The sequence below is a fragment of the Cellulomonas fimi ATCC 484 genome, from assembly GCF_000212695.1.
Classification (GTDB): Bacteria; Actinomycetota; Actinomycetes; order Actinomycetales; family Cellulomonadaceae; genus Cellulomonas; species Cellulomonas fimi.
On record NC_015514.1, the window covers coordinates 4,239,166 to 4,259,401 of the forward strand.

Below are 20,236 nucleotides of genomic sequence, written 5' to 3' on the forward strand. Positions count from 1 at the left end.
GGGGTCCGACCGCGGCGGGTGCGAGGATGGGCGGCGTGCAGGTGATCGCCGACCTCCGGGCGCTGTGGCCGCTCGAGGGCTTCCGCAGGCTGTTCGCCGTGCGCCTGGTGAGCCAGTCGGCCGACGGGATGTTCCAGGTCGGGCTCGCGACCCTGTTCTTCTTCTCCCCGGAGAACGCGAGCACCGCGACGGGCGTCGCGGCCGCGTTCGCGGTGCTCCTGCTGCCGTTCACGGTGGTCGGGCCGTGGGCGGGGGTGCTGCTCGACCGGTGGCGGCGGCGCCAGGTGCTGCTGTGGGGCAACGTCGTGCGCGTCGGGCTCACCGTGACGATCGCGCTGCTCATGGTGACCGACGGCGTGAGCGTCGCGGTGTACGTGCTCGCGCTGGTCAACCTGTCGATCAACCGGTTCCTGCTGTCGGCGCTGTCCGCGTCGCTGCCCCGCGTCGTCGACGGGCCGCTGCTCCTCACCGCCAACTCGCTCACGCCGACCCTCGGTGCGGCCGCGGCGGGGGTCGGCGCCGGGCTCGGCTTCCTGCTCGGTTTCGTCCTGCCGGCCGGCCGCCTCAAGGACGCCGCGGCGCTGACGGTCGCCGCCGCGGTCATGGGTGTCGCGGCCGCGCTCGCCACCCGGCTCGGACGCGACCAGCTCGGGCCCGTCGAGCGCGCCGACGCGACCGCCCTGCGCAGCGCGCTCGGCACGCTCGCGCGCGGGCTCGTCGCCGGCGCGCGTCACCTCGTCGCACGCCGCACGCCGGCCTACGCGCTCGGCATCATGGCGACGCACCGCTTCCTGTACGGCGTCACATTCATCGCGAGCATCCTCATCGCCCGCAACCTGCTGTCCGACCCGGCGGACGCGACGCAGGGCCTCGCGACGTTTGGCACCGTGGCCGCCGCGTCCGCCGTCGGGTTCGCGCTCGCCGTGGTCGTCACGCCCGTGGTGTCGCCGCGCACCGGGCCGCACCGGTGGATCGTGGCGTGCCTGGCGCTGGCCGCGGCCAGCCAGGTGCTGCTCGCGGTGACGCCGCACCGTGTCGTGCTGCTGGTGTGCGCGGCGACGCTCGGCCTTGCCGCGCAGGGCGCGAAGATCGCGGTCGACACGATCGTGCAGCGCGACACCGACGACGCGTACCGGGGCCGGGCGTTCGCCCTGTACGACGTCCTCTACAACGCCGCGTTCGTCGGCGCCGCGGCGCTCGGCGCCGTGACCCTGCCGGACACGGGCTGGTCGCGCGGCGTGTTCCTCGCGCTCGCCGCCGCGTACGTCGCGGGCGCCGTCGGGTACGGGACCGCGGCCGCGCGCACCGTCCGGCACCGCCCCGCCGGCACGACGGTCGCCGCATGACGCCGGCGACCGGTCCGCTCGGTGCGCCGGGCCGCCCGGACGACCCCGCTCCCACCGTCCCCGCTCGCGCCGTGCCCGCCCACACCGTCCCCGCTCGCGCCGTGCCCGCGGGGCGCCCCTCGCCCGACGCGGTTCCCGACGAGGTGCTCCTGCGGGCGGTCGTCGACAGCGGTGTCGCCGCGTGCGTGACGGACCCGACGCAGCCGGACGACCCGATCGTCTGGGTGAACACCGCGTTCGAGCGGCTCACCGGGCACCGCGCGTCGGAGGTCGTCGGCCGCAACTGCCGCTTCCTGCAGGGCACCGGCACGGACCTCGCCGCGATCGGCGCCCTGCGCACCGCGCTCGACGAGGGGCGTCCCGCCACCGCGCAGGTCCTCAACTACCGCCGGGACGGCACGCCGTTCTGGAACCGGCTCGTCGTCGCGCAGGTCCGGGACGGCGCCGGCGGGGTGGTGCGCCGTGTCGGGGTGCTGACCGACGTGACCGACGAGGTCGACGCGCAGCGCTTCCGGGACACGCTCGGCGACCAGACCACCGCGCGGCTCGACCTGCTGGCCCGGGTCAGCGACGAGCTCGCGCCGCACCTCGACTACCACGACGCCGTGGACGCGCTCGCCGACGCCGCGGTGCCCCCGCTCGCGACGTGGGGCTTCGTCGCGGTCACCGACGAGCGCGGCCGGTTCGAGCACGTGCACGTCGTCGCCGGGCACGCCGCCGACGTCGAGCTCGCGGAGAACCTCGGCGCGCAGGACGTGAGCTGGTTGCAGCGCTCGCCGCGCACGAGCGCGACCCTGGACAGCCCGCCGGGGTTCGTCGCCGAGCCGTTCCCGGTCGACGTCGAGTCGTTGCCCGCCCGCACCACCCCCGAGCAGCTCGCCCTGCTGCAGCGGCTCGGGCTCGGCAGCGCGCTGCTCGTCCCGCTGCGCGCCCGTGAGCGCGTGCTGGGCGTGCTGTGCCTGGTGCACGAGAAGGTCGACGGCTTCACCCCGGACACCGTCGTCACCGCCGCGCACCTCGGCCGGCGGGCCGGCCTCGCGCTGGAGAACGTGCGCCTGTTCCTCGCGCAGCGCACCGCCGCGCTCACGCTGCAGCGCAGCCTGCTGCCCGACGTCCCGGACGTCGCGGGGCTCGACGTCGCGGCGGAGTACCTGCCCGCGGGCCGCACGGCGGAGGTCGGCGGGGACTGGTTCGACGTGCTTCCCCTGCCGGACGGCTCGGTGGGGCTCGCGGTGGGCGACGTCGTGGGCCACGACCTGCGTGCGGCGGCCGCCATGGGCCAGCTCCGCTCGCTGCTGCGGTCCTACGCGTGGGAGCTCGCGCCGCCCGGCGAGGTCCTCGACCGGATCGACGGCGTCGTGCGCGGCCTCGACCTGGCGGACGTCGCGACGTGCGCCTACGCGCGCTGGACCCGCACGGACGAGGGGGTCCGGCTGACGTACGCGCGCGCCGGGCACCCGCCGCCGATGCTGCGGCTGCCCGGTGGGCGGGTCGAGCGGCTGGGTGGGGCGCTGCGCACGCCCGTCGGGCTCGCGGGCGTACCGCCCGTCCCGGACGCCACGGTCGAGGTGCCCCCGGGTGCGACGCTCGTGCTGTACACGGACGGGCTCGTGGAGCGCCGCGACCGCGCGCTCGTCGACGGCCTGCACGCGCTCGAGGCGGCGCTGGCGGCCGTGCCGGACGGCACCGACGCGGCGGGCGTGCGGGACGCGCTCGTGTCCGCGCTCGTGGGCGAGCACCAGGAGGACGACGTGTGCCTGCTGGTCGTGCGCGGCGCCTGACTCAGGCGTTCAGGAACTCGTCCCACCACTGGAGGAGCTCGGCACGAGCCTCGTCCGGGCCGAGCGGTCCGCGGTCCATGCGCAGCTCGAGCAGGTGCTTGTACGCCGCCCCGACCTCACGCCCGGGGCCGATCCCCAGGATCTCCATGATCTGCGTGCCGTCGAGGTCCGGGCGGATCGCCGCGAGCTCCTCCTGCTCCTGCAGGCGCGCGATGCGCGTCTCCAGGTCGTCGTAGGCCGCGGACAGGCGGGCCGCCTTGCGCAGGTTGCGGGTCGTGCAGTCGGATCGCGTGAGCCGGTGCAGGCGTTCGAGCAGCGGTCCCGCGTCCGTCACGTACCGCCGGACCGCGGAGTCGGTCCAGCCGCCCTCGCCGTAGCCGTGGAAGCGCAGGTGCAGCTCCGTCAGCCGGGACACCGCCTGGACGGTCGCCTTGTCGAAGCGCAGCTCCTTGAGGCGCTTGGCGGCGAGCTTGGCGCCGACGACCTCGTGGTGGTGGAAGCTCACGCCGCCGCCCGGCTCGAACCGGCGCGTGCGCGGCTTGCCGATGTCGTGCAGCAGCGCCGCGAGCCGCAGCACCAGGTCGGGCCCGGGCACCGGGCCGTCCGGCCCCGTCTCCAGCGCGATCGCCTTGTCGAGCACCGTCAGGGAGTGCTCGTACACGTCCTTGTGCCGGTGGTGCTCGTCGATCTCGAGACGCAGCGCCGGCAGCTCGGGCAGCACGTGGTCGGCCAGGCCCGTGTCGACGAGCACCTCCAGGCCCGCCCGCGGCTGCGCGGCGACCAGCAGCTTCGACAGCTCGTCGCGCACCCGCTCCGCGGAGACGATCCCGATCCGCTCGGCCATGTCCTCGATCGCCGCGCGCGCCGCCGGCTCGACGGTGAACCCGAGCTGCGCCGCGAACCGCGCCGCCCGCATCATCCGCAGCGGGTCGTCGTCGAACGACTGCCGCGGGTCCACCGGGGTCCGCAGCACCCCGCGCGCGAGGTCCGCGAGCCCGTCGAACGGGTCGACGAACGTCAGCTCCGGCAGCCGCACCGCCATCGCGTTGACCGTGAAGTCGCGGCGGGACAGGTCGCCCTCGAGGGTGTCCCCGAACACGACCTCGGGCTTGCGCGACGACGGGTCGTACGCGTCGGTGCGGTACGTCGTGACCTCGACGACGACGTCCCGCTCGGCGCCGCGCCGGCCGCCGGGCATGCGGCGCGCGCCGATCGTGCCGAACTCCTTGCCGATGTCCCAGTGCGCGTCACCCCAGCGCGCGAGGATCGCCTCCGTCTCGTCGGGCGTCGCCGACGTCGTGAAGTCGAGGTCCGCGCTCAGCCGGCCCAGGAACGCGTCGCGCACGGGACCGCCCACGAGCGCGAGCTCGTGCCCGGCGGCCCGGAACAGCTCCCCCAGCTCGATCGCGTCGCCGGAGAGGCCGGCCAGCACGCCGAGCGCGCGCTTGCGCAGCGCGACGAGGGCGGCGGCCGTGTCGGGCGTGGTCGCGGTGGTCGGGTCGAGGGGAGGCACTCGTCCAAGCCTGCCAGATGGGGCGGCCCTCCGACGCGGGACTGACGCTCCCGACAAGTCGTTACAGTGTCGGCATGTCGAGCCCGGCGCAGCCCTCCGTCCCTGGGGGCGTACCCGCGCCGCCGGGCGGCCACGCGCTGCGCATCGACCCGCGGCACAGCCCCGTGCGCCCCGCGCCGCCGCCGCTGCCCGTGGTCGACGAGACGTCGGCGGGCGGCATCGTCGTCCGCCAGCGCGACGGGGTCTACCAGGCCGCGGTCATCGCGCGCCGCAACCGCGCCGGCCGTCTCGAGTGGTGCCTGCCGAAGGGCCACCTCGAGGGGGCCGAGACGCCGGAGCAGGCGGCCGTCCGCGAGATCGCCGAGGAGACGGGCATCACCGGGCGCGTCCTGCGGCGGCTCGGCGTCATCGACTACTGGTTCAGCGGCGACGACCGCCGCGTGCACAAGGTCGTGCACCACTTCCTGCTGGGCGCCGTCGGCGGCGACCTGACCGTCGAGGGCGACCCCGACGGCGAGGCCGAGGACGCCGCGTGGGTGCCGGTCGTCGACCTGCACGACCGGCTGGCCTACCCGAACGAGCGCCGGCTCACCGAGGCGGCCCTCGTCGTCCTGCTCGGCGAGGCATGAGCGCGGCCCTGCGCCGCGGCCAGGTCACCCGGGCGGTCCTGGTCCTGCTGGTGGCCGGCCTGGCGCTGCTCGCGGGCGTCGCCGTCGCACCCGTGGGCGTCGCCACGACGGACCCGTCCCCGAGCGCGACGACCACGTGGCCGATCTCCGTCCAGGTCACCGAGGTGAGCCCCGCGGTGCTGCGCCCGGGCGACGACCTCACCGTGACCGCGACGCTGCGCAACGAGGGGGCCGAGCCGGTCGCGTCGCCGTCGGCGATCCTGCGGCTCAGCCGGAACCGCCTGCACACGCGCACGGACCTGCAGTCGTGGGCGGCCGGGAAGATGGCCGCCGGCACGCGCGTCGCGACCGACACGGTGACCGGGCCGCTCGAGCCCGGGGACAGCGTCGACGTCGTGCTCACCGTCGCCGCCCAGGACGTGCGGCTGCTCGAGGGCGCCGACGTGTGGGGCCCCCGCGGCATCAGCATCGACGCGCGTGCGGGCACGCGCCTGTCCGGGCAGCAGCGCACGTACCTGCTGTGGCTGCCGTCCGACGACGTGCCCGCCGCGGGCGTCTCCGTGGCCGTGCCGGTCGTCGGACCGGCCGCGTCCCCCGCGGTCCCGGCGCACTCCCCGCAGGACGAGGAGGAGGGCGACGAGGCCGAGGGAGGCGACGACGCCGACCAGGCGCAGGACGCCGAGGCCGCACCCGAGGCGACCGCGCTGCCCACCCCCGCGGTCTGGGTGCCCGACGACGCCACGGCCGGCCGTCTCGAGGAGGCCACCGCGTCGGGCGAGCGGCTCGCGCAGGTCGAGCGGCTGCTCGCCGCGGCGCCCGACGTGAGCGCCGTCGTCGACCCGTCGCTGCTGTCGCTGGCTGCGGGCGGCGGCTCGCACGCGCGGGCGTGGTCGGCGGGGATGACGACGCTGCTCGGCGACCGGGACGTCCTCGCCCTCCCGTGGGCCGACCCGGACGTCGCGGCCGTCGCGCACGCCGCCCGCCCCGACCTCGTGGCCGTCGCCGCCTCCACGGCCCGCCCCTGGGCCGAGCTCGCGTGGGGGGCCGACGTGCCGCTCGTGCTGTGGAGCCCTGCGACCGCCGACCCCGACGGCACGACGGCCGCCGTCACCGCGAACGCGGGCGCCGAGGCGCTGGTGCTGCCGGCGGGCGCCGTCGAGGACGCCGGCGAGACCGCGACACCGGCCCGCACCCAGCTGCGCGGCGACGGCACCGTCGCCGGTCTCGCACCCGACCCGGTGCTCACGCACCTGCTCACCGACCCGCGGGCCGTCGAGCCCGACGCCTCCCCGGCCACGGCCGTGCAGCGCACGCTCGCCGAGCTCGCCGTGGCCGCCCGCCAGTCCGACACCCCGCCCGACGTGCTGCTCGCGCCCGACCGCGACTGGGTGCCGGACGTCACCTACGCGACCGCGCTGCTCGACGCGCTCGACACCGCGCCGTGGGTCGACCTGCAGCCCGTGTCGGCGCTGCTCGACGACCGCCCGCAGGGCCGCACGACGCTGCCCGACGACGCCGTCGGGCCGACCGAGCTCACCGCCGGGCAGGTGCAGACGCTCGCGGCCGCGCGCGAGCGTGCGCACGCCTTCGCGGACATCACGGCCGACCCCGACGAGTTCCTGGCGGGCGTCGACCCGGCGGTCCTCGCGCCGCTGTCGGTCGCGTGGCGCACCGACCCGACCGGTCGCGACGCGCTCGTCGCGGGCGTCGTCGCCGACGTCGACGAGCGGACCAGCGGACTGTCCATCCAGCCGCTCAGCGACGTGCGTGTCATCGGCGCCGTGAGCGGTGCCCGCATGACGGTCCTCAACACGCTCGACGTGCCGGTGACCGTGCAGCTCGTGGTGACGCCGCGCAAGTCCTGCCTGCAGGTCGAGCCGATCGACCCCGTGGAGGTCGACGCGCAGGGGTCGCGCAGCGTCCCGCTCGAGCTCACGGCGCACGCCAACTGCGAGGTCCGGATCGTCGCGCACCTCGCGAGCACCGCCGGCGCCCCGGTGTCGGCCCCTGTCGAGTTCACCGCCCGCGTGCAGCCGACGATCGAGAGCGTCGGCACGGTCGTGGTCGGCGTCCTGCTGGCGGTCGGGCTGCTGCTCGGGATCGTCCGGACGGTGCGCCGCGGCCAGAGCGCCCGCCGTGGGGCCCGCACCGAGGCCGAGGCGGAGGCCGACGCGCCGGTCACGCTGGGCGTGCTCGGCGGGGTCGTCGACACGGGCGAGCAGAGCACGGTCGCCGCGCGGTCCGGACGGGAGGACGCATGACGAGCCCGAGCGGGGTGCGGCGCGGCGCCGCGCTCATGGCGTCCGGCACCGCCGTGTCCCGCGTGCTCGGCCTGCTGCGCGGGATCGTCCTCGTCGCCGCGATCGGGGCGACGGGCCAGGCCGCGGACGCGTTCGACGTCGCGAACAAGCTGCCGAACGTGCTGTACATGCTGCTCGCCGGCGGCGTGCTGAACGCGATCCTCGTGCCGCAGGTCGTGCGCGCGTACAAGCGCGAGGCCGGCCAGGAGTACGTCGACCGGCTGCTCACCCTCGGCTTCGTGATGCTCGCGGGCGTCTCGCTCGTCCTGACGGTCGCCGCGCCCCTGCTCGTGCACCTGTACGCCGCCGACGTCCCGCCGAGCCAGGCGACGCTCGCGACGACGTTCGCCTATTGGTGCATCCCCCAGCTGTTCTTCTACGGCGTCTACGCGCTGCTCGGGCAGGTGCTCAACGCGCGCGGGTCGTTCGGGCCGTACATGTGGGCGCCCGTCGTCAACAACGTCGTCGCGATCGCCGGGTTCGGCGTGTTCGTCGTCGTGTTCGGCTCCGCGCAGCAGACCGACGTCGCCACCGCCGCGACGTGGACGTCCGGACAGGTCGCGCTCCTCGCCGGGGCATCGACCGCGGGCGTGGTCGCGCAGGCGCTCGTCCTGGTGCCCGCGCTGCGCCGCGCCGGCGTCGGCTACCGCCCGCGCTGGGGGCTGCGGGGCTCGGGCCTCGGGCGCGCCGGGCAGGTGGCCACGTGGACGTTCGTCGGGCTCGTCGTCGGGCAGCTCGGGTTCATCGTCGTGTCCCGTGCCGCCGCGGCCGCGCCGCACGCCGCCGACGGGGGCGTCGTCGCGGGCAACGCCGCATACACCGCCGCGTTCCTCGTCTTCATGCTGCCGCACTCCCTCGTCACCGTGTCGCTCGCGACCGCGCTGTTCACACGGCTGTCCGGGCAGGCGCACGACGAGGACGCCGACGGCGTGCGGGCGACCTTCTCCTACGGGGTCCGCGTGGTGGGGCTGTTCACCATCGCCGCGGCCGCCCTCCTGTTCGTCCTGTCCCGGCCCGTCACGGGCATCGTCCTGATGACCGCCGACCGCGAGTCGGTCGAGGTCGTCGCGCTCGTCGTGCAGGCCATGGTCGTCGGCCTGCCCGCGTTCGGCGCGTGGTCGATGGCGCAGCGCGTGTTCTACGCGTACGAGGACGCGCGCGGCATGGTGCCGATCCAGGTCGCGATGGCCGTCGTCGTCGCAGGCGGCACCCTGCTCGCGCAGGCGTTCCTGCCGCCGCGGTCGTGGGTCGTCGGGGCCGCGCTCGCGATGAGCGTGTCCTACGTCGTGGGGGCCGTCGCCGCGGCGTGGCTCCTGCGTCGCCGGATCGGGGGCGTCGACGGCCCACGGATCCTGCGCCTGCACGTGCGCGCGACGCTCGCCGTGCTGCCGGCCGTCGCCGTCGCCGCGACCGCCACCCGGGTCCTCGCCCTCGCGCTGCCGGACGGGCTGCTGCGCGCGGTCGTGACCTGCGTCGTCGCGGGCGGTCTCGGCGGGGCGGTGTACGTCGGGGCGCTGCGTCTGCTGCGCGTGGAGGAGCTCGACGGGATGCTGCGACCCGTGCTCGCCCGCCTGCGGGGAGCCCGCCGCTGACACCCCCGCCGGACCCTTTCGTCGCTCATGCCCGGCTAGCATGCTCCTGACCCCCGACGTCCTTGCGCCGTAGGGTCGTGACCCCGTCGGACCCGGCGGACGTGACCGCCCCAGAGGAGGAGCAGGTGAGCGAGGTCGTCGGACGAGGAACCGTGCTGGCCGGCCGGTACCGCATCGTCGCCCCCGCGCCGTCCGACCTCGAGGGTGCGAGTGCCTGGCAGGCGTCGGACCAGATCCTCGACCGTCCCGTGCGGGTCCGGGTCCTGGAGGCCGGTGCGGTCGCGCCGGCCCTCGACGCCGCCCGGCGCGCGGCGCTCGTCACCGACTCCCGGCTCGTGCGGGTGCTCGACGTCGGGACGCACGAGGGTGCCGGGTACGTGGTGTCCGAGCAGGTCACCGGGCCGTCGTTGGCGCAGCTCGTCGCGCGTGCCCCGCTGACGCCGGACCAGGCACGCGCCGTGGTCGGCGAGGCGGCCTCCGCGCTCGAGGTGGCCCGCCGCCGGGGCGTGCACCACCTCGCCCTGCGGCCGTCCGTGCTGCACGTCAACTCCGACGGTCGCGTCCTCATCGGGGGCCTGGCGATCGACGCGGCCCTCCTCGGCACGGCTGCCGGTGACGCGCGCACCACGACCCGCTCCGACACCGTCGGACTCGTCCGTCTCCTCTACACCGCCCTGACCGGCCGCTGGCCCGCCGACCCGGAGCGTCCGGGTTCGGGGGCCCCGCTGCCCGACGCCCCGCGGGTCGACGGGTGGCCCGCGCTGCCGTCCGACCTGGTCCCGGGCGTCCCGGCCGACCTCGACACCCTGTGCGGCGTCACGCTCGGCCCGCACGACGACGGCCCGCACAGTCCCGCCGAGCTCGTCCGCGGGCTCGAGCCGTGGGGCGAGATCCGTGCCGTCGCCTCCGTGCCCGACGCGGCCGAGGCGGGCATGGGCGGGGCCGTGGCGGCCGCGTCGATCCAGGACATCGTGTCCCGCGACACCGAGCCGGTGCGCGTGCAGCGCCAGTCGGTCCGCAACGCGCTCAACGCCCCCGCCCCCGGCGCGAACCGGCCCGGCACGCCGCCGCCGGCGGCACCCGCGCGCACCAGCACCTTCGGCGCACCGGGCCCCGGCGCGCTCGGCGCCGAGCCGGGACCGACCTTCATGCCGCCGCCGCCGCCCGTCGTCGACGAGCCGCACCCGACCGTCGCCTACGGGCGCCCCGCACCCGCGACACCGCCCCCCGCCTACGGCACGCAGCCGTACGGGGCCGCGCAGGAGACGCAGGTGTACGGCGGGCCGCCCCCCGTGGACGCCATGGGGGCCACCACCGTCATGCCGGCGGACCCGTCGACGGCCGCCACTCCCCCGCCGTTCGCGTCGCACGGGGTCCCCCGCTCGGCCGCCGCGGCCGGTGTCCCGCGCGGGCCCGTCACCCCGCCCGTCCGGCGCCCCACCGGCTACCGGCCCGACGACGCCGGGCTGCCGCCCGCGGTCCCGCCCTTCGGCGAGGAGCCGGGCGGAGCGTTCGAGGAGCTCGGCTGGGAGGAGCCGCAGGACGAGGAGCGGCGCCGGTTCGACCCGACCAAGCTCGTCCTCGCGCTCGTCGGCGTGGCGGTCGTCATCGGTCTCGTCGTCGCCATCAGCTCCCTGTTCTCCTCGCTCGGTGGTGACGACCCGGGACCCGCCGCCCAGCCCGGGACCGAGCAGACGCCCGGAACCCCCGACGCGGGTGCCCCGCAGGGCGAGCCGTCGGCACCTGCCGAGCAGCCCGAGGCGCCCGCCGCGGGCCCGCCCGTCATCGCGTCGTCGACGTCGTTCGACCCCTCGGACGCCGACGGCGAGCACCAGGAGGCGGTCGCGCGTGCCCACGACGGCGACCCCGCGACGTTCTGGTACACGCAGACGTACAAGCGCGACGACTTCGCCGGGTTCAAGGACGCCGTCGGCTACGTCGTGACCCTGCAGGCGCCCGCGTCCGTGTCGCGTGTGACCCTCAACGTCAACGGCACCGGCGGGAACGTCGAGATCCGTGCGACCGACCCGGCGAACCCCGGCGGTGGCACGGTCCTCGCGTCCGGCCCCGTGAGCCCGACCACGGAGTTCACCTTCGACCCGACCGAGTTGTCGTCGATCTCCGTCTGGATCACGCAGCTGCCCACGGCCGCCGACGGCGGGTTCCGCCTCGAGCTCGCCGAGATCGCGCTCGGCTGACCGTCCCGCCCTGCGGCGTGACACGGGGGCTCGGAACAGATCCGGCCTACGATCGGTTGAGCGAACAGCCATGCCGCCGGACCCTCCGGCGCGCCGTACCCCAAGGACTCACGTGAGCGACCAGCCCAGCACCGTGCGCGACCTCGTCATCGTCGGATCGGGCCCTGCCGGCTACACCGCTGCGATCTACGCGGCGCGTGCCGGACTCGCGCCCCTCGTCGTCGCCGGCTCCGTGACCGCCGGTGGCGCGCTCATGAACACCACCGAGGTCGAGAACTTCCCCGGCTTCCCCGACGGCATCCAGGGCCCCGAGCTCATGGACGCGCTGCAGAAGCAGGCCGAGAAGTTCGGGGCCGAGGTCCTGTGGGACGACGCCGTCTCGCTCTCCCTCGAGGGCCCGGTCAAGACCGTCACCGTCTCGGGCGGTGAGACCTATGCCGCGCGCGCGGTCATCCTGTCGACCGGGTCCGCCTACCGTGAGCTCGGCCTGGACGACGAGAAGCGTCTGTCCGGGCGTGGGGTGTCCTGGTGCGCGACCTGTGACGGGTTCTTCTTCCGCGACCAGGAGATCATCGTCGTCGGCGGTGGTGACTCCGCGGTGGAGGAGGCGACCTTCCTGACCCGGTTCGGCAAGCGCGTGACGCTCGTGCACCGCCGTGACCAGCTGCGTGCCTCCAAGATCATGGCCGACCGCGCCGCGGCCGACCCGAAGATCGAGTTCGCCTGGAACTCCGAGGTCGTCGCGATCCACGGCACCGAGAAGGTCACCGGTGTCACGCTGCGCGACACCGTCACCGGCCAGACCCGCGAGCACCCCGCGACCGGCGTGTTCGTCGCGATCGGGCACGTCCCGCGCACCGACCTGCTCGTCGGTCAGGTCGACCTCGACGACAACGGCTACGTCTCCGTGCAGGGCCGCTCGACGCTGACCAACCTGCCCGGCGTCTTCGCGGCCGGCGACGTCGTCGACCACACCTACCGCCAGGCCATCACCGCCGCCGGATCCGGCTGCGCCGCCGCGCTCGACGCCCAGCACTACCTCGCCGGACTCGCCGACACCGCACACGACGTCGTCGACCCCGTCCCGGCCACCGTCGCCCCCGTCCTGGTCCAGGAGGCCTGATGAGCGACCTGCCCCCCGTCACCGACGACACGTTCCAGGCCGAGGTCCTCGACGCGGAGCTGCCCGTCGTCCTCTACTTCTGGGCCCAGTGGTGCGGCCCGTGCCGCATGGTCGGGCCGGTCCTCGAGGAGCTCGCCGCGCAGTACGAGGGCCGCGTGAAGATCGTCAAGATCAACGCCGACGAGAACCCCGGCGTGACCGGTGACTACGGCGTCGTGTCGCTGCCGACGCTCAACGTGTACGTGGGCGGGGAGCTCGTGCGGTCCGTCAGCGGGGCGCGGCCCAAGGCCCTGTACGCGCAGGAGATCGAGAGCGTCGTCGGAGTCGAGGCCTGAGTCGCGTCGCCGGCGCGGACGTGACCCGTGCGACACTGCCGGGATGACCTCGCAGCCTGTGCCCCCGCGTGAGACGTCGGGCGGCCACCCCACGTCCTCCGCCGCGGCGGCCGGCACGCGCCTCGACCCGTGGCTGTCGTCGTACGCCGACCGCACCCACGGCATGCGCTCCTCCGAGATCCGGGCGCTGTTCGCCGTCGCGAACCGCCCCGAGGTCGTCTCCCTCGCAGGCGGCATGCCGTTCCTCGACGGGCTGCCGATGGACGTCATCGGCGACCTCGCGCAGCGCGTCGTCGCCACGCGCGGGCTGCAGGCGCTGCAGTACGGCTCCGGCCAGGGCGACGAGACGCTCCGCGAGCAGATCCTCGACGTGATGCGGCTCGAGGGCATCGACGCCCACCCCGACGACGTCGTCGTCACCACCGGGTCGCAGCAGGCGCTCGACCTCGTGACCAGGATCTTCGTCGACCCCGGCGACGTCGTCGTCGCCGAGGCCCCGTCCTACGTCGGCGCGCTCGGCGTCTTCCGCGCCTACCAGGCCGACGTGGTGCACACGCCCATCGACGCCGACGGCCTCGTCCCCGAGGCGCTCGAGGCGACCCTCACGGAGCTCGCCGCAGCCGGCCGGCGCGTCAAGCTGCTGTACACCGTGCCCAACTTCCACAACCCCGCCGGGGTGTCCCTCGCGGTCGCGCGGCGGTCGCAGGTGCTCGAGATCGCGCAGCGCCACGGCGTCCTCGTCGTCGAGGACAACCCGTACGGCCTGCTCGGTTTCGACGTCGAGCCGCGTCCCGCGATTCGTTCGCTCGACGACGCCGGGGTGATCTACCTCGGGTCGTTCTCGAAGACCATCGCCCCCGGGTACCGCGTCGGGTGGGTCGTCGCGCCGCACGCCGTCCGCGAGAAGCTCGTCCTCGCCTCCGAGTCCGCGATCCTCTGCCCGTCGAACGCCTCGCAGCTCGCGATCTCCACCTATCTCTCGACGTGCGACTGGCGCGGCCAGATCAAGGCGTACCGCGAGCAGTACCGCGAGCGGCGCGACGCGATGGTCGCGGCGCTGGCGGAGCACCTGCCCGAGGCGTCGTGGAACGTGCCCGACGGCGGCTTCTACACCTGGGTGCGGCTGCCCGAGGGCCTCGACGCGAAGGACATGCTGCCCCGAGCCGTGACCGCGCGCGTCGCCTACGTGCCCGGGACCGCGTTCTACTTCGACGGGTCCGGCGCCGACCACATGCGGCTCTCGTTCTGCTACCCGACGCCCGAGCGGATCCGCGAGGGTGTGCGTCGGCTCGCGGGCGTGGTCGCCGGCGAGCGGGAGCTCGTGGAGCTGTTCGGCACCGGGGCCGGCTCACGGCCGTCGACCGTGCAGGCGCCCGGCCCTGACCTGGCCTGACGACGCCCGGTGCGGCTGCTGCGACGAGGGACGTCCCGTCGAGGGCGGCCGCACGCCACGCCCGCGCACGGGCCGGCCGCTTCTTCCCTCCCGCTGGCGGGCTACCGCCCCCGCGGGCACTGCCGCCGGGCGGGCAGCACCCGCGTCGGCTCCCGTCCGCACGACCCCCATCACCGAGCACTGCCCGAGGAGTGACCCCCTGTGACCATCCCGCCCTCCCCCCGCGTCGCCGTGCTCGCCGGCGGGCTGTCGCACGAGCGGGACGTGTCGCTGCGGTCGGGACGTCGCGTCGCGGAGGCGCTGCGGTCCGTGGGCGTCGAGGTCTCGGTGCACGACGTCGACGCGGACCTCGTCCCCGCCCTGACCGACCTGCGCCCCGACCTGGTGTGGCCACTGCTGCACGGCGCCACCGGTGAGGACGGGTCGGTCCGCGACGTCGTCCAGCTCCTCGGGCTCCGGCTGCTCGGCACCGGCCCGCGCGCGAGCCGCGTCGCGTGGAGCAAGCCGATCGCCAAGACGGTCGTGGCCCGCGCCGGACTCGCCACGCCCGAGTTCGTCACGCTGCCGCAGTCGCTGTTCCGCGAGCTCGGCGCCGGGCGGGTGCTCGACGCCGTCGTCGCACGGCTCGGCCTGCCGCTCGTCGTCAAGCCGTCCCGGGGCGGATCCGCTCTCGGTGTCACGCTCGTGACCGACGCCGACGACCTGCCGCGGGCGATGGTCGACTGCTTCGCCTACTCCGACACCGCCCTCATCGAGCGCGCCGTCGTCGGGACCGAGGTCGCGGTCAGCGTGGTCGACACCGGAGACGGACCGGTGCCCCTGCCCGCCGTCGAGATCGTGACCGACGGGCCCTACGACTACGACGCCCGCTACAACCCGGGCCGCGTCGAGTACTTCACCCCGGCACGGCTCGACGCCGTCATGGCACGCCGCGTCGGCGAGGTCGCCGTCGCGGCGCACACCGCCCTCGGCCTCGCTCGGCTCTCGCGCACCGACCTGGTGGTCGATGCCGAGGGAACGCCGTGGTTCCTGGAGGTCAACGTGGCCCCCGGGATGACCGAGACCTCGCTCTTTCCCCAGGCCGCAGAGGGTGCGGGGCACAACCTTGGAGACTTGTACCGATCGCTGGTGCTGGCTTCTCTGGGCTGACCCCCGCCGACCTGGAGCGCCTTCCCCGGTGACCGTTTGGCCCCGGTTCCTCCCGCTTCTCGGGCGCCCCGTCGTCAGCCCTTGAGCAGGCCCGGGTCCTCGGGCGCGAACGACTCCAGGATCCGGTTGAGGTCCTGCACCGAGGCGAACTCCACCGTGAGGCGCCCACGCGTCTTGCCGAGCGACACCTTGACCCGCGTGTCGAACCGGTCGGACAGCCGCGCCGCGAGGTCGTCGAGCGCGGCGTTGCGGTCACCGGCACGCGGCGCGGCGCGGCGAGCCGGCGTCGCGCCGTCGACGCCCATCGAGACGATCTCCTCGACCGCGCGTACCGACAGGCCCTCCGCGACGATGCGCTGCGCGAGACGCTCGATCGCCGCGCCGTCGCTCAGACCGAGCAGCGCCCGGGCGTGCCCCGCCGACAGGACGCCCGCTGCAACCCGCCGCTGCACGAGCGGCGGCAGCTTCAGCAGACGCAGCGTGTTGGAGATCTGCGGTCGCGACCGGTGGATCCGCGTCGCGAGCTCCTCGTGCGTGCAGCCGAAGTCGTCGAGCAGCTGCTGGTACGCGGCCGCCTCCTCCAGCGGGTTGAGCTGGGCGCGGTGCAGGTTCTCCAGGAGCGCATCGCGCAGCAGGTCGGAGTCCTCGGTCTCCCGCACGATCGCCGGGATCGTGTCGAGGCCCGCCGCCTGCGTCGCGCGCCAGCGCCGCTCACCCATGATGAGCTCGTAGCCGTCGCCGACGGCGCGCACGACGACCGGCTGCAGCACGCCGATCTCCCGGATAGACCCGACCAGCTCCTCGAGCGCGTCCTCGTCGAAGACCGTTCTCGGCTGCCGCGGGTTCGGGCGGATCGAGGTGACCGGCAGCTCCGCGAACCGTGCGCCCGGGACCTCGACCAGCCCGTCGATCTCCGCAGCCGGCAGCGCCGCGGGGCCCGACGGCGTCCCGGTCGTCGGGCTCGTCGCGTCGCCTCCACCGACCACCGCGCCGGGATCGCCGGAGCCGTCCACGACGTCCACGCCTGCGGCGTCACGCCCGACAGGCCCGTCGGTCACCACGCCGTCGGACGTCGCGCCGTTCGTGGTCGGCGTGCCGTTGGTTCCGGCCGTCCCCTCCACGGGGGCACGCTCGGTGACGAGCGTGGCAGCCGCTGCTGCCGCCGCCGCATCGGCGGCCTCGCGCTTGGCGTCCGGGAAGAACACGTCCACCGGCCGCTCCCCGGAGGGACGCTGCCCGTCGAGCCCGGTGGGGATGAGGGCGCCGAGCCCACGCCCCAGTCCGCGTCGCTTCTCGCTCACTGATCCTCCAGGTGTGCGGCCATCACGGGCTCGCCGGCGTGCGGGTAGGACTGCTGGTCGGCGCGGTGCTCAGCCGAGGGCGCACCGTTCGTCGGGGCCGGCGCACCCGTGTCCGACGCCAGTGCCGCCTCGGGACCGGCATCGGCGCCCGCGGCACCTCGCTCCGCGATCTCGCGGGCCGCCTCGAGGTACGCGAGCGCGCCCGTCGACCCCGCGTCGTACGTCATGACCGTCTGGCCGTAACTCGGCGCCTCCGAGATGCGCACCGACCGCGGCACGGTCGTGCGCAGCGTCCGGTCGGGGAAGTGCGTCCGCACCTCGTCGGCGACCTGCTGCGCGAGGTTGGTCCGCGCGTCGTACATCGTCAGCAGGATCGTCGAGACATGCAGGTCGGGGTTGAGGTGCGCCTGGATCAGCTGGATCGACTTCAGGAGCTGGCTCAGGCCCTCCAGCGCGTAGTACTCGCACTGGATCGGGATGAGCACCTCACGGGCGACGACGAACGCGTTCACCGTCAGCAGGCCCAGGCTCGGCGGGCAGTCCACGAAGACGTAGTCGATCGGCTCCAGGCCCGTCTCCACACGCCACTGCAGGTAGCGGTCGAGCGCGTTCCGCAGGCGCGTCTCCCGCGCGACCATCGAGACCAGCTCGATCTCCGCGCCCGAGAGGTCGATCGTCGCGGGCAGGCACCACAGGTTCGGGACGTCCGGACTCGGCTGCACGGCCTCGGCGATCGAGGCTCCGTCCACGAGCACCTCGTAGATCGACGGCGTCCCGGCGCGGTGGTCGATCCCCAGAGCCGTCGACGCGTTGCCCTGAGGGTCGTTGTCGAGGACCAGCACGTTGAGGCCCGCCTGAGCGAGAGCCGCCGCGAGGTTCACGGTCGTCGTCGTCTTGCCGACGCCGCCCTTCTGGTTCGCGACCGTGATCACGCGCGTCTGCGCCGGACGCGGGAAGCGCCGCCCGCGCAGCTCGATGCGACGGCGGGCGTCCTGCTGGAGCTCGGCCATCAGCGGCGTCTCCGCATCGGCCTGAGGCAGGCTCTCGACGAGTGCGGCGCGTCGACGCTCGTCCGGGTCGACCGGCTCAGCTCCGAGAGCGTCGGCATCACCCGCGCCGGCGGGCGTGTGGTCCAAGGTCACGTCGTGCTCGTTCTCGTCGTGCGCGGGCGCGCTGGCGTGGGAGCCGCCCGACGGGCCGGCGTCCGCTCCCCCGTCGTGCTCCTGCGACCCGTCGGTGCGGATGGGCGCGGGAGTGGCGTCGAGGTCGACGGCGTCCGCGTGCGGAGGGGCGTCCTGCGCGGTCGAGCCGTCGTCGGGGGTGCTGGACGATTGTGCCTCATCTATGGCCGCTACCGGCGTCGCGAGGGCATCGTCCGGGGTGAAGATCCGAGGCCCAGCGCCGTCGGCGTCGCCGCGACCGTCGAGCGCCGTCGTTTCACGTGAAACAGGCGCCGCGCCGTCAGGCCACGCGGGGTGCCTGGCGTGCGCTGCAGGCTCCGGCTGAGGCTCCAGCGCCGGCTCCGGCTCCCGGCCGGGCTCTAGGTCGGCGGGGCCCGCCGACTCCGCGTGGGCCCCCGTGCGCTCCGTCATCTCAGAAGGAGCACCGGGTCCCACGAAGCCGTCCACGGAAGGATCGCTGTGCGGATGACGTTCGGGTGCCGCGTCTCCGCTCAGGGGGTCGACACCGTCGACGCCCGCACCGTCGCCCGGGAGGTGGGAGGCCTGCGCTCCTCCGGCCAGCGCGGGCTCGGAGCTCGTCGACACGTCCGCGGCGCTGCCGCTCGGCAGCCATGGCGGGATCGAACCGCCGGAGCCGACTCCAGGCAGCCGGTCGGGCTCGGCTGCGACCGGCTCTGCCTTGCGCTTCTTCCTACCGAACACGTTCCGCCTCCCGTACGACCCTGACGACCCGCGTCGGGTCCACGCCCGCGATCGTCGGCGCCAGCACCACCTCGGCAGGGCCGGCCCCCCACTTCTTGCCTGCATACCGCGCCTCGCCGACCTCCTGCTCGGCCTTGTCGCCCTTGAGCGCGACGAGGACGCCGCCCACGCGCAGGAGCGGCAGTGCGAGGCGGTAGAGCTTGTCGAGGGCAGCGACAGCGCGTGCGGTGACGGCGTCGGCCACGAGCCGGCCATGAACCTCTTCGGCGCGGGCGCGCTCGACGACCACGTTGTCGAGAGAGAGACGGTCCGCGACCTCACGGAGCCAGTCGGTACGCCGCTCCATGGGCTCGAGCAGCACCACCTCGCACGACGGACGCATCGCGGCGATGACGACGCCCGGCAGACCCGCCCCGCTGCCCAGGTCGACGATCCGTCCGGTCTCCGGCAGGAAGGGGACGGCGGCCGCCGAGTTGAGCAGGTGCCGGGCCCACAGTCGCGACACCTCACGCGGTCCGACCAGGCCGCGCAGCACACCCTCGTCGGTGAGCATCGCGTGGAAGCCGGAGACGGCCAGCCAGGCGGCACCGAAGTACTCGCGCACCGCGGCGTCGTCGTTCAGCGGGTCGCCGGGGATCTCCTCGAGCGATGCGTCGCTCACCCTCACTCCCCCGTTTCACGTGGAACATCGGCCGACTCCCGACGCCCGCGGTCGTGACGGCCAGTGCGTCGAGCACCACGGTCGAGACCCGCGTGGCCGGGACGCCCCACCGTACCGTGCGGGCTCATCACCCCCCGGGACCATCCGAGGCGGGTCGCCGCCGACTAGCGGATCGCTGCCGCCCGACGCCGTTGATGTCACGCGCACGGTCGGCATCGCCCCACGACGCGCGCGCCTTCGCCCCTGACGTGGGCATGTCCTCGCTCGCCCTCGCCCCCGCTAGACCAGCGGTCGCTTCGCGGTCTTCACGCCTGCCAACGCGTCGAGCAGGCAGCCGGCGGACGTCGACGCCCCAGGAGCGACCGTGCACCCGGGACAGCGATGTGCGCCTCCGGCGGCCACTGAACCGCCCGGTGGCCCTCTGGTCGCATCCGGCGGCCCAGCGCGTGTCACCGGTCATGCCCCCGCAGGCGAGCCGCTAACGCGTGCAGCGCTTCATGCCGTAGCGCCGCGCACACCACGTGCCACGTGTTTCACGTGAAACGCTCCCCGCGCCGGCGTCACGCCTCGAGAGACGTCTCCACGACATCGTGGCCCCGCTGGACTCCATCGGAACGTCACTCCGCCCCGGCCGCACCGTCCTCGTGGGAACGACTTTGGTGCGTCGACGGCAGAGTCTTCGTGCAGCCTCCGTCGTTGCGTCGGCTGCACAGCCTCCTGGCAAACCGAGGCCGCGATGCGTCGACTGCACTGCCCTCTCGCGATCGAGACCGGTTGCGTCGACCGCCCAGCAGTCTCGCGACCGAGACGAGTTGCGGCGACCGCACAGCCCTCGCGCAACCGAGACGAGTTGCGGCGACCGCCCAGCAGTCTCGCGACCGAGACGAGTTGCGGCGACCGCACAGCCCTCGCGCGACCGAGACGAGTTGCGGCGACCGCACAGCCCTCGCGCGACCGAGACGAGTTGCGGCGACCGCACAGCCCTCGCGCAAGCAAGACCGGACACGGCGACCGCACCGCCCTATCGCAACC

14 protein-coding genes are annotated in these 20,236 nt (G+C 74.9%); 10 read left to right on the top strand and 4 right to left on the bottom strand.

The window, feature by feature from the left end:
* Nucleotides 1-26: 26 nt before the first annotated feature.
* Both CELF_RS19150 and CELF_RS19155 read left to right on the top strand, forming a co-directional pair.
* The gene (locus CELF_RS19150) at nucleotides 27-1,346 is read left to right on the top strand and encodes an MFS transporter (RefSeq protein ID WP_013772919.1); all 1,320 of its coding nucleotides are present in this window, start codon (nucleotides 27-29) and stop codon (nucleotides 1,344-1,346) included.
* Nucleotides 1,343-3,127: a SpoIIE family protein phosphatase gene (locus CELF_RS19155; RefSeq protein ID WP_013772920.1), complete on the top strand. Its 1,785-nt coding sequence runs from the start codon at nucleotides 1,343-1,345 to the stop codon at nucleotides 3,125-3,127. The genes CELF_RS19150 and CELF_RS19155 overlap by 4 nt, the downstream gene beginning before the upstream one ends.
* A gap of 1 nt (nucleotide 3,128) precedes the next feature.
* Here the strand turns inward: CELF_RS19155 and CELF_RS19160 are convergent, their stop codons facing one another.
* Nucleotides 3,129-4,640, bottom strand: a complete 1,512-nt coding sequence (locus tag CELF_RS19160; RefSeq protein ID WP_013772921.1) for a CCA tRNA nucleotidyltransferase — start codon at nucleotides 4,638-4,640, stop codon at nucleotides 3,129-3,131.
* Nucleotides 4,641-4,714: 74 nt separating this feature from the next.
* Between CELF_RS19160 and CELF_RS19165 the strand changes: the two genes are divergently transcribed.
* The 8 genes from CELF_RS19165 (at nucleotide 4,715) to CELF_RS19200 (ending at nucleotide 15,359) form a co-directional block, all read left to right on the top strand.
* Entirely contained in the window at nucleotides 4,715-5,269 is a 555-nt protein-coding gene (locus tag CELF_RS19165; RefSeq protein ID WP_049791512.1) for an NUDIX hydrolase, read from the top strand.
* On the top strand, nucleotides 5,266-7,530 hold the full coding sequence (locus CELF_RS19170) for a DUF6049 family protein (RefSeq protein ID WP_013772923.1): 2,265 nt from the start codon (nucleotides 5,266-5,268) through the stop codon (nucleotides 7,528-7,530). Before CELF_RS19165 ends, CELF_RS19170 begins: the two co-directional genes overlap by 4 nt.
* Nucleotides 7,527-9,161 (top strand): murein biosynthesis integral membrane protein MurJ, encoded by a 1,635-nt coding sequence (gene murJ, locus CELF_RS19175; RefSeq protein WP_013772924.1) that lies wholly within the window; start codon nucleotides 7,527-7,529, stop codon nucleotides 9,159-9,161. The genes CELF_RS19170 and murJ overlap by 4 nt, the downstream gene beginning before the upstream one ends.
* Before the next feature lie 125 nt (nucleotides 9,162-9,286).
* The gene (locus CELF_RS19180) at nucleotides 9,287-11,359 is read left to right on the top strand and encodes a protein kinase family protein (protein WP_013772925.1); all 2,073 of its coding nucleotides are present in this window, start codon (nucleotides 9,287-9,289) and stop codon (nucleotides 11,357-11,359) included.
* Nucleotides 11,360-11,471: 112 nt separating this feature from the next.
* Nucleotides 11,472-12,482 carry a thioredoxin-disulfide reductase gene (gene trxB / locus CELF_RS19185; protein ID WP_013772926.1) on the top strand — a complete coding sequence of 337 codons (1,011 nt, stop codon included), beginning with the start codon at nucleotides 11,472-11,474 and terminating at the stop codon, nucleotides 12,480-12,482.
* Nucleotides 12,482-12,817 carry a thioredoxin gene (trxA, locus tag CELF_RS19190; RefSeq protein ID WP_013772927.1) on the top strand — a complete coding sequence of 112 codons (336 nt, stop codon included), beginning with the start codon at nucleotides 12,482-12,484 and terminating at the stop codon, nucleotides 12,815-12,817. The genes trxB and trxA overlap by 1 nt, the downstream gene beginning before the upstream one ends.
* A gap of 43 nt (nucleotides 12,818-12,860) precedes the next feature.
* Nucleotides 12,861-14,210 carry an aminotransferase-like domain-containing protein gene (locus CELF_RS19195; protein WP_013772928.1) on the top strand — a complete coding sequence of 450 codons (1,350 nt, stop codon included), beginning with the start codon at nucleotides 12,861-12,863 and terminating at the stop codon, nucleotides 14,208-14,210.
* A 201-nt stretch (nucleotides 14,211-14,411) separates the two neighbouring features.
* Nucleotides 14,412-15,359: a D-alanine--D-alanine ligase family protein gene (locus tag CELF_RS19200; RefSeq protein WP_013772929.1), complete on the top strand. Its 948-nt coding sequence runs from the start codon at nucleotides 14,412-14,414 to the stop codon at nucleotides 15,357-15,359.
* A 74-nt stretch (nucleotides 15,360-15,433) separates the two neighbouring features.
* Here CELF_RS19200 and CELF_RS19205 read toward each other — a convergent pair whose 3' ends face one another.
* The 3 genes from CELF_RS19205 to rsmG all read right to left on the bottom strand — a co-directional run bounded on the left by CELF_RS19205 (nucleotide 15,434) and on the right by rsmG (nucleotide 19,204).
* Entirely contained in the window at nucleotides 15,434-16,660 is a 1,227-nt protein-coding gene (locus CELF_RS19205; protein ID WP_013772930.1) for a ParB/RepB/Spo0J family partition protein, read from the bottom strand.
* Entirely contained in the window at nucleotides 16,657-17,700 is a 1,044-nt protein-coding gene (locus CELF_RS20565) for a ParA family protein (protein ID WP_232014383.1), read from the bottom strand. Before CELF_RS20565 ends, CELF_RS19205 begins: the two co-directional genes overlap by 4 nt.
* Nucleotides 17,701-18,532: 832 nt before the next feature.
* Nucleotides 18,533-19,204 carry a 16S rRNA (guanine(527)-N(7))-methyltransferase RsmG gene (gene rsmG, locus CELF_RS19215; protein ID WP_013772932.1) on the bottom strand — a complete coding sequence of 224 codons (672 nt, stop codon included), beginning with the start codon at nucleotides 19,202-19,204 and terminating at the stop codon, nucleotides 18,533-18,535.
* Nucleotides 19,205-20,236 lie beyond the last annotated feature (1,032 nt).